Source organism: Stenotrophomonas sp. HMSC10F07 (genome assembly GCF_001807895.1).
GTDB classification, from domain to species: domain Bacteria; phylum Pseudomonadota; class Gammaproteobacteria; order Xanthomonadales; family Xanthomonadaceae; genus Stenotrophomonas; species Stenotrophomonas sepilia.
Genome location: NZ_KV791333.1, coordinates 5231 through 14949, shown reverse-complemented (window position 1 = coordinate 14949; position 9719 = coordinate 5231). Strand labels below are relative to the sequence as shown.

The 9719-nt window shown below is 63.1% G+C and carries 8 protein-coding genes and 5 tRNA genes (1 of these 13 cut by a window edge); 2 read left to right on the top strand and 11 right to left on the bottom strand.

Translation table 11 applies throughout. The features are described 5' to 3' along the window. The 9 genes from HMPREF3114_RS02835 to tig all read right to left on the bottom strand — a co-directional run. A tRNA-OTHER gene (locus HMPREF3114_RS02835) sits at window positions 1-31 on the bottom strand; it reaches 53 nt to the left of the window's first position. Between the two features lie 29 nt (window positions 32-60). Continuing rightward, window positions 61-137, bottom strand: a tRNA-Asp gene (locus HMPREF3114_RS02830). Window positions 138-218: 81 nt separating this feature from the next. Beyond that, window positions 219-295: transfer RNA gene (locus tag HMPREF3114_RS02825), tRNA-Asp, on the bottom strand. Between the two features lie 26 nt (window positions 296-321). Then, window positions 322-396: transfer RNA gene (locus HMPREF3114_RS02820), tRNA-Val, on the bottom strand. 11 nt (window positions 397-407) lie between these two features. Next, a complete protein-coding gene (locus tag HMPREF3114_RS02815) occupies window positions 408-680 on the bottom strand; it encodes an HU family DNA-binding protein (RefSeq protein ID WP_005408270.1) in 273 nt (90 codons plus the stop codon). A gap of 220 nt (window positions 681-900) precedes the next feature. Beyond that, complete coding sequence (gene lon, locus HMPREF3114_RS02810; protein WP_005415470.1) at window positions 901-3351, bottom strand: endopeptidase La; 2451 nt, start codon at window positions 3349-3351, stop codon at window positions 901-903. Between the two features lie 143 nt (window positions 3352-3494). Further along, on the bottom strand, window positions 3495-4784 hold the full coding sequence (clpX, locus tag HMPREF3114_RS02805; RefSeq protein WP_053500971.1) for an ATP-dependent Clp protease ATP-binding subunit ClpX: 1290 nt from the start codon (window positions 4782-4784) through the stop codon (window positions 3495-3497). Window positions 4785-4910: 126 nt separating this feature from the next. After that, complete coding sequence (gene clpP, locus HMPREF3114_RS02800; RefSeq protein WP_004146318.1) at window positions 4911-5537, bottom strand: ATP-dependent Clp endopeptidase proteolytic subunit ClpP; 627 nt, start codon at window positions 5535-5537, stop codon at window positions 4911-4913. Between the two features lie 76 nt (window positions 5538-5613). Further along, a complete protein-coding gene (gene tig / locus HMPREF3114_RS02795; protein ID WP_005415468.1) occupies window positions 5614-6909 on the bottom strand; it encodes a trigger factor in 1296 nt (431 codons plus the stop codon). A 402-nt stretch (window positions 6910-7311) separates the two neighbouring features. Here tig and HMPREF3114_RS02790 point away from each other — a divergent pair. Together HMPREF3114_RS02790 and HMPREF3114_RS02785 are read left to right on the top strand one after the other, a co-directional pair. Continuing rightward, window positions 7312-7395 (top strand) — tRNA-Leu (locus tag HMPREF3114_RS02790). A 43-nt stretch (window positions 7396-7438) separates the two neighbouring features. Further along, window positions 7439-7894: a hypothetical protein gene (locus HMPREF3114_RS02785; protein ID WP_053500973.1), complete on the top strand. Its 456-nt coding sequence runs from the start codon at window positions 7439-7441 to the stop codon at window positions 7892-7894. Window positions 7895-7911: 17 nt separating this feature from the next. On the opposite strand, the gene HMPREF3114_RS02780 is transcribed toward HMPREF3114_RS02785, so the two are convergent. Both HMPREF3114_RS02780 and HMPREF3114_RS02775 read right to left on the bottom strand, forming a co-directional pair. Continuing rightward, window positions 7912-8424 carry a DUF6988 family protein gene (locus HMPREF3114_RS02780; RefSeq protein ID WP_141750771.1) on the bottom strand — a complete coding sequence of 171 codons (513 nt, stop codon included), beginning with the start codon at window positions 8422-8424 and terminating at the stop codon, window positions 7912-7914. Between the two features lie 531 nt (window positions 8425-8955). After that, the gene (locus HMPREF3114_RS02775) at window positions 8956-9324 is read right to left on the bottom strand and encodes a hypothetical protein (RefSeq protein ID WP_053500976.1); all 369 of its coding nucleotides are present in this window, start codon (window positions 9322-9324) and stop codon (window positions 8956-8958) included. Between the last annotated feature and the right edge of the window lie 395 nt (window positions 9325-9719).

Here is a 9719-nt window from a genome sequence, read left to right as displayed (position 1 = left end):
CCAGCATTCTAACCAGCTGAACTACCGCTCCACATGGGCAGAACTTGTTGGGATCCGGGATGGCGGAGCGGACGGGACTCGAACCCGCGACCTCCGGCGTGACAGGCCAGCATTCTAACCAGCTGAACTACCGCTCCACGTTTGCTGCAAACCTTTCTGTCTCCCCCGGCCGAGGCCGGTTGAAACAAGGCGCCCGGTTGCCCGGAAGCCCTTGAAACTGGCGGAGCGGACGGGACTCGAACCCGCGACCTCCGGCGTGACAGGCCAGCATTCTAACCAGCTGAACTACCGCTCCACACTCAAACTTTTACCGCGGTGCTGTGGTGGGTGCTGAGGGTTTCGAACCCCCGACCCTCTCCGTGTAAAGGAGACGCTCTACCGCTGAGCTAAGCACCCCAGCGAGCCGCTTAGTTTACAGCATCCTTCAGGGCCTTGCCAGCCTTGAACGACGGATTCTTCGAAGCAGCGATCTTGATGGTGTCGCCGGTCTTCGGGTTGCGGCCGGTGCGGGCAGCACGGTCGCGGACCTGGAAGGTACCGAAGCCAACCAGGGTGACCGCATCGCCGTCCTTCAGCGCCTTGGTGATGGCAGCAACGACGGCATCGACAGCGCGGCTGGACTCTGCCTTGGTCAGGTCGGCAGCTTCAGCAACGGCATCGATCAATTCGGTCTTGTTCATTCTCTACAACTCCTTTGGCGGTGGGTTCCGCTTATTCGACAGGGAAGCAACCGCACGCGCTCTGCATGCGGCCGCCATGTGGAAACGGTTCGCCGAATTCCAGCGATCACCAGACTGCGATCACTCATTCGCGAGTGCTGCTTTTATACCAGTGGCCCTACCCCCACGCAAGCTGGAAAGCCAGCAACGACGCGGGTTTCGGGCCATTGGACAGCGCGCGTCAATGCTTGACGCGCGCGTTTCCACTCGGTTTGGCCTTGCTGCGCACCGTGACACGCTGCGCACTCTTGCGCGCCTTCTTCGGTGCCAACGGACGCTCCAGCGCCAGGTCCAGGACTTCTTCGATGTACTTCACCGGCACGATCTTCAGATCGCGGGTGACGTTGGCCGGGATGTCGGCCAGGTCCTTGCGGTTCTCTTCCGGGATGATGACCGTACGGATGCCGCCACGCAGTGCGGCCAGCAGCTTCTCCTTCAGGCCACCGATGGCAGTGACGCGACCACGCAGGGTGATCTCGCCGGTCATCGCCACGTCGGCGCGCACCGGCACCCTGGTCAGCATCGACACCAGCGAGGTGACCATCGCCGCGCCGGCACTCGGGCCATCCTTCGGCGTGGCGCCATCGGGCACGTGCAGGTGTACGTCGTGCTTCTGCAGGAAGTCGCTGTCGATGCCAAAGCCCACGGCGCGCGAACGCACCACCGACAGTGCCGCCGAAGCCGACTCCTTCATCACGTTGCCGAGCTGGCCGGTCAGGATCAGCTGGCCCTTGCCCGGCACCAGGGTCGATTCGATCTGCAGCAGGTCGCCGCCGACCTCGGTCCAGGCCAGGCCGGTGACCAGGCCGATCTCGTTCTCTTCCTCGGCACGTCCGAAGTCGAAGCGACGCACGCCCAGGTACTTGTCCAGGTTCTTGCTGGACACGCTCACCAGCGCCTTCTTCTTCGCGCCCTTCTTCGCCTTCGCTGCCGGCTGCGGGCCAGCCAGCGCGATCTCCTTCACCACCTTGCGGCAGATCTTGGCGATCTCGCGTTCCAGGTTGCGCACGCCCGATTCACGCGTGTAGTAGCGCACGATGTCCTGGATGGCATCACTGCCGATCTCCAGCTCTTCCGGCTGCAGGCCGTTGGCCTTGACCTGCTTCGGCACCAGGTAGCGGGTCGCGATGTTGAGCTTCTCGTCCTCGGTGTAGCCGGGGATGCGGATCACTTCCATGCGGTCCAGCAGCGGGCCGGGAATGTTGAGCGAGTTCGAGGTCGCCACGAACATCACTTCGGACAGGTCCAGGTCCACTTCCAGGTAGTGGTCGTTGAACGCGTTGTTCTGCTCCGGATCGAGCACTTCCAGCAGCGCCGAAGACGGATCGCCACGGAAGTCCATCGACATCTTGTCGATCTCGTCGAGCACGAACAGCGGGTTCTTGCTGCCGACCTTGTTGAGGTTCTGCACGATGCGGCCCGGCATGGAACCGACGTAGGTACGGCGGTGGCCACGGATTTCGGCCTCGTCGCGCACGCCGCCCAGCGACATGCGCACGAACTTGCGGTTGGTGGCCTTGGCAATGGACTGGCCCAGCGAGGTCTTGCCCACGCCCGGCGGCCCGACCAGGCACAGGATCGGGCCCTTCATCTGCTTCACGCGCGACTGCACCGCCAGGTATTCAAGGATGCGCTCCTTGACCTTCTCCAGGCCGTAGTGGTCGGCATCGAGCGTATCCTGCGCGACCTTCAGGTCCTTGCGCACCTTGCTGCGCTTCTTCCACGGCACGCCCAGCAGCCACTCCAGGTAGTTGCGCACGACGGCGGCTTCGGCCGACATCGGCGACATCTGCTTGAGCTTGTTCAGTTCGTTGCGCGCCTTGGCTTCAACCGCCTTCGGCATGCCGGCCTCGGCAATCTTGCGGGCCAGTTCTTCCAGCTCGCCCGGCGCGTCGTCCAGGTCACCCAGTTCCTTCTGGATGGCCTTCATCTGTTCGTTGAGGTAGTACTCGCGCTGGCTCTTCTCCATCTGCGATTTCACGCGGCCGCGGATGCGCTTCTCCATCTGCTGCACGTCGATCTCGCCGTCGACCAGGCCGACCAGCATCTCCAGGCGGTCACCGACGGCCAGCGTTTCCAGCAGGCGCTGCTTGTCGGCCAGGCGCACGCTGATGTGCGCAGCGATGGTGTCGGCCAGGCGCGCCGGCTCATCGATGCCCGACAGCGTCTGCAGCAGCTCCGGCGGCAGCTTGCGGTTGGTCTTCACGTACTGCTCGAACAGCGACATCAGCGAGCGGGCAATCGCCTCGACCTCGCGCGCCTCGCGCTCGTCGGTGGCGTCGATCTCCACGGCCTGGCCATGCAGCGAGCCGTCGCGCTCGTCGACGTGGGTGACCTGCACGCGCGACAGGCCTTCAACCAGCACCTTGATGGTGCCGTCGGGCAGCTTCAGCAGCTGCAGCACCTGCGCCAGCGTGCCGACCTGGTAGAGGTCGGCCGCATGCGGGTCGTCGGTCTCGGCCGACTTCTGCGCCAGCAGCAGGATGCGCTTGTCCGCCTCCATTGCCTGTTCGAGCGCGTGCATGGACTTGTCACGGCCGACGAACAGCGGGATGACCATGTGCGGGAACACCACTACGTCGCGCAGCGGCAGGACCGGCAGGTCGAGGGTTTCACTTGGGGAACGGGCCATGGGGGCTCCAGGGAAGGGGGAAAACCGCCTCCGGGAGGGCATCTTCCGGAGACAAAAAAAGCCGATGGCCCCGTTATGGGGCCATCGGCTTTCAGATGCAAGGCATTCCTTTAAAATCCTTTCCAATCAACAACCTGGAAGGATCACTCGGCGCCTGCGGCCTTCTGTTCAGGGGCCGCCGGGGTCTGGTAGATCAGGTACGGCTCGGACTTGTGCTCGATCACCGATTCGTCCACGACCACCTTGCTGACGTTCTCCTGCGACGGCAGGTCATACATGGTGTCCAGCAGGACCGATTCGACGATGGTGCGCAGGCCACGGGCGCCGGTCTTGCGCTTGAGCGCCTTCCTGGCGATGGCCGACAAAGCGTCCGGACGGAACTCCAGCTCGACGTTCTCCATCTCGAACAGCTTCTTGAACTGCTTGGTGATGGCGTTCTTCGGCTCGGTCAGGATCTTGATCAGGGCCGGCTCGTCCAGCTCCTCCAGGGTCGCGACCACCGGCAGGCGGCCGACGAACTCGGGAATCAGGCCGAACTTGATCAGGTCTTCCGGCTCGACGTCCGCCAGCACCTTGCCCACTTCCTGCTTGCGCTCGCTGCTCTTCACCTTGGCGCCGAAGCCGATGCTGCCGACGTCGGTGGAACGTGCCTGGATCACCTTGTCCAGCCCAGCGAACGCGCCGCCGCAGATGAACAGGATGTTCTTGGTGTCCACCTGCAGGAATTCCTGCTGCGGGTGCTTGCGGCCGCCCTGCGGCGGAACGCTGGCCACGGTGCCTTCGATCAGCTTCAGCAGGGCCTGCTGCACGCCTTCGCCGGACACGTCGCGGGTGATCGACGGGTTCTCGCTCTTGCGCGAGATCTTGTCGATTTCATCGATGTAGACGATGCCCTGCTGCGCCTTCTCGACGTCGTAGTCGCACTTCTGCAGCAGCTTCTGGATGATGTTCTCCACGTCCTCGCCCACGTAACCGGCTTCGGTCAGCGTGGTGGCGTCGGCCATGGTGAACGGCACGTTGAGCAGGCGGGCCAGGGTCTCGGCCAGCAGCGTCTTGCCCGAACCGGTCGGGCCAACCAGCAGGATGTTCGACTTCGCCAGTTCGACGTCGTCGTTCTTCTGCCGGCTCTCGATGCGCTTGTAGTGGTTGTACACGGCCACGGCCAGCGTGCGCTTGGCACGGTTCTGGCCGATCACGTACTGGTCGAGGACCTCGAGGATCTCGCGCGGCTTGGGCAGCGAACTGCGCGCCGACTGCGCCTTTTCCTCAAGTTCCTCACGAATGATGTCGTTGCACAGCTCCACGCACTCATCGCAGATGAACACGCTCGGACCCGCAATCAGCTTGCGCACTTCATGCTGGCTCTTGCCGCAGAAAGAGCAGTAGAGGATCTTGCCGGTGTCCGTGGAACGACCTTGGCGGTCTTCGCTCATGCTTCGCTTACCCAGTTACCCCACCCGCTGAACGGGGGTTCGATTCGAGAATAGCACAGGGCCGAGGGGACACCAGTCCCACCCGACCCTGCAGGAACGAGGCCTCCCTGGCCCCGTGAAGGCCGGTCAGCCGGCCTGGATCGACTCATCCGGACGACGCTCCAGGACCTGGTCGACCAGACCGTAGGCCTGCGCCTCGAAGGCGCTCTTGAAGTTGTCGCGCTCGGTATCACGGGCGATCGTCTCCAGCGACTGGCCGGTGTGCTTGGCCAGCACCTCGTTCAGGCGCGAACGCAGGGTCAGGATCTCGCGCGCGTGGATGTCGATGTCGGTGGCCTGGCCCTGGTAGCCACCCAGCGGCTGATGGATCATCACGCGCGAGTTCGGCAGCGCATAGCGCTTGCCGGCTTCGCCCGCGGCCAGCAGCAGGGCGCCCATCGAGGCGGCCTGGCCGATGCAGGTGGTGCTCACATTCGGCTTGATGTACTGCATGGTGTCGTAGATCGCCATGCCGGCGGTGACCACGCCACCCGGCGAGTTGATGTAGATGTTGATGTCCTTTTCCGGGTTTTCCGATTCCAGGAACAGCAACTGCGCCACCACCACGTTGGCCATGTGATCGTCGATCGGGCCCACGAGGAAGATCAGGCGCTCCTTCAACAGGCGCGAATAGATGTCGTAGGCACGCTCGCCGCGGCTGGTCTGCTCGACCACCATCGGAACCAGGTTCAGGGCTTTGGTTCGGTTGTCCATTACGTGAGGTACCTATCTTGGGGGGCAACAACCCCGCGCCGGCAAAGGCGCGGGGCATCCGGTGATCCGCCCGGGCTTACTGGCGGATCGCGTCCTGGAACGACAGCTTCTCTTCGGTGTGCTGGGCACGCTCGGCGATCCAGTCGATCACCTGCTCTTCCATCACACGGTTCTGCAGGCCAGACATCAACTGGGGGTCGTTGCGGTACATCTCAATGACCTGCTCCGGCTCTTCGTAGGTCGAAGCGATCAGACGCATCGTTTCATTCAGGCGCTTGGCTTCCAGACGCAGGTCGTTGATGCGGGCCACTTCACCGACCAGCAGGCCGACCAGCACGCGCTTGGCGGCAGCGTCCTTGAAGCCTTCGTGGGCATCGGCCGGGATCTCGCCGACGTTCTGGCCGTTACGGCGCAGCTGCTCGACCTGCTGGGCCAGCATGGCGCGGGCTTCGTTCTCGACCAGGCGCGGCGGCATTTCGACCGAGGAGTAGGCCGCGATCAGCTGCTCGCCCACTTCGCGGCGCAGGCGGTTCATCAACGCACCCTTCAGCTCGCGCTCCAGGTTGGCGCGGATGTCACTGCGGAACTGCTCCACATCGCCGCCCTTCACGCCGAAGCTCTTGATGAAGGCTTCGTCGACCGCCGGCACGACCGGCTCGGAGACCTCGGTGACCTTGACGGTGACCTGCACGGTCTTGCCGGCCAGCACCGGCACGCGCCAGTCAGCCGGGAACTCGACGTCCAGGGTCTTCTCTTCGCCCTTTGCCAGGCCGACCAGGCCCTTCTCGATGGTGTCAAACATCATGCCCTGGCCGAGCACGATCGAACCCTTCTCGGTGCCCTCGGCCGGCAGGCGCTCTTCGCCGGCCTGCGACCAGGTTTCCACCGCGACCAGGTCACCGTCCTGCGCGCCACGGCTGACCGGGGCCCAGGTACGACGCTGGTTCTGCAGGTTCTCGATCATCTGGTCGATGTCGGCGTCGGTGATCTCGGCGGTATGGCGCACGACGGTCAGCTTGCTGACGTCGATGTCGCCGAAGTCCGGCACCACTTCCACGGTGGCGACGAAGGAGAACTCACCCTCGTCGCCCTTGTCGATGCGCGGGCTGCCGACGATGCGCAGGTCATGCTCGCGCACGGCCGCATCGAAGGTTTCGCGCAGCAGGCCGTCCAGCGCCTCGCCACGGACCTGCGCGCCGAAGCGCTGCTCGATCACCTTGGCCGGCACCTTGCCCGGGCGGAAACCCTTGATGCGGGTGGTACGGGCGATTTCGCCGAGGCGGCCGACGATGTGGCTCTGCAGACGCTCTTCCGGCAGCGAGAAGCTCAGGCGGCGTTCCAGGTTGCCGGTGGATTCGATCGAAGCTTGCATGTTGACTCCTGCCACCGGTGGCCCAGGCCCCCGGCTCGATGATTGGGATGAAACGGTTGTAAGGAAGCGACGTCTGGGACGCGCCTGCTTGCCGCAGCCCTTTAGTTTCGCCCAATTCGGCTTGCACTGCCAGCGCGTGCCGGTCAAGGGGGCGCAGATGGCCCGATCAGGGCGGGGACAGGCCGGCACTGGTGCGAAAGGGGGGACTCGAACCCCCACGCCTTGCGGCACTGGAACCTATCTCCAGTGCAGATTGGCCTCCAAGCCTTGTCCCGCCTCAATTGTGGCCCATTCAGTGTGCCAAAAGCGACGGATCGTGCCTCCCCCGTCGGATATACATCACTGGTCCGATGCAATTCCTTCGCCAGATGAATTCCAGTCAGGTAGACTCCGCCTGCCCGTGCCGGTGTGGCGGAATTGGTAGACGCAAACGGTTTAGGTCCGTTCGCCTATGGCGTGCAGGTTCGAGTCCTGTCACCGGTACCACGGGACTGCCCAGCAAGCTGAAGCATCTTGCCAGGAGATGGCAATGCCTATCCGCCCCAAGCAATTCACGAAAGCTGCGCACAACCTCTTGCCCCATTTGCGCGGGCTACCTGGAAAGCTGGTCGCCGTCGACGGGAGGCCTGGAGTTGGCAAGACCTCACTAGCCAGATTCCTAGCTTGGTACTTCAACGTCAGCCTCATTGAGACGGATCTGTTTCTGAATCAGCCAGCCCTGACCAAAGGGGCACTCGGCCTGAACTACGACCTTGGGACAATTAAACAGTTGATTGATTGCCGGCTGGCAAAGCCGAGACCGATCATCGTAGAAGGCGTGTCGGTATTGCGAACCCTGCAGCAGCTCGGCAAAGCCCCAGACGTCCTAATTTACGTTAGCAATTCCTGCGTCCACAGCGGAAGGCTGGATGCGATGTTGAATCGATATGACGCTGCGTTTTCGCCATCCCTGAGAGCGGATATCCACGTAACTCTCGCGCACTAGGGGGTTCGAGTCGGGGATCAGCCAGCGATGAACGATGGCCCGTGACACACCCGCTCTGATGGCGGATGTTGGCGCGGTTGTCCCTCGGGCATAGGCAGGCCGAACCTGTCCTCACCTTCCTGAGCCAAGCGATCCCTCGCGTCGAAGACGTAGTTCCTGACGTCGTCATCACCAGACATGACCGTTTGAACAGACGCTGCCAGAAAAAGGAACAGGTCCGCTCGCAAGAGGCTGAGCAGCGTCTCGTCCTCGCTCCAGCCGGAGGCCAAGTCCCTCCGTATTAGCTGGGGCGTTCCGCCATGGGTGTACTTGTGAAGCCAGCGAGCCAAGCCTCGCAGTTCCGAGGTCTTCCTAAGAGCTTCTTGAAGGTGTGCAATTTCGGGAAAGATCGGCTTTAGAGCCTTTAGCACGTCAGCCCAATCAGGAATGTCGTATTCCGGCACTTCGTACGCAGGGTCGACCGTCAGGCGGTCAATGTCAGTGTCGCTTGCGCAGTACACGAGCCAGAAGGCAGTGGACGACGCCTCCAAGAGAGGCCTCATGAGCGCACCGGAGGCCCCCAACTGGCCGCCCCTCGTCAACGCAACAATTGCACCGTGATGTTCAAACGCCAGGTCTATTGCACAAACCGCGAAGTCATGGCGCTTGCAGCATGGAGCGCACTTCGGTTGTCTCTGCCGAATGCCGGCAGATAGAAGAGCGGACATGTCGCATCTCGCTAGGATCGCATCAGTGACATCCGAACTCATGACCACTCCATGTGTGCCAAGAGGTGTGCCAGCAGGTGGCACACAGGCTCAATTCAGCGCGCCCAGGTGTGTCTCTGTGCCCAATATGCGCCAAAAGAATCAATGTAACTCATTGATTTAAAAAGGACCGAACTGGAACCTAAATCCAGGGCGTCTACCAATTCCGCCACTTTCGCGTGGCCGGCGCAGGTGTTCATTGTCGCAGGCGATGACGGGAAGCGGAAGGCCTGCACAAAACTGAACATGGCAATTGTGCGCAGCCCGCGCGTTGAACCACCCCGGCGAGCGCAAGCTCATCCGGGGTGGCGGGGGTCACTGCTGCGGCCTGGCCTTGGCCGACGCCGTATCGGCACCCTGCCCGGCTGCAGGATCCACCTCGCGAATCTCCACGCCCCCGTCGCCGGTGCGCCGCAGGGCCGCCGACTCCGGCGTGGCCTTGCGCACATCCACCGAACCATCCGCATTGCGCTGCACGTCCACCGCATCGGGCAGGGCCTCCCGCTCTGCCGGCTGAGCCGGCTGCATCTGCATGGCCTCACCGACCGGGCGTGCAGGAGCGCTCTCCGTGCCAGCATCGCGTTCGACGGTCTGCGCGGGATCGTCGGCGGGCGCGCAGGCCGCCAGTGCCAGCAACGCGAAGGAAACCCACAGCGTGCGGTGCAATCGATTGATATGAGCCATCAACATCGTCCTTCGTGCATGCGCCGTCGGCGCGGAAGATCCATTGGGTGCGATGCAGGACGCGATGCGGTGAGATGCAGCGCACAGCATTGAAAACACTGATGACGTGTATGCCGCTGATTTCAGCATTGCTTCAGTCGATCCACGCCAGGCGTGGATGAAATCCCCCAGCGAACAGGCAAGAAAAAAGCCACTTGGCGGACCAAGTGGGAAGCTGCCGCGCATTCGCGCCGCAGCCCCACGCTTTGCGCGGCAAAGCGCGGGCCCCACTTCATCAGCCGCCACTTCCCCGCGGCTTCGCCGCGCCCCCTTGACTCAAGGGGGCTCCACTCCAGCCAGCACCGCTGGCATCTGCAGATGCCCCCCAGCGAACAGGCAAGAAAAAAGCCACTTGG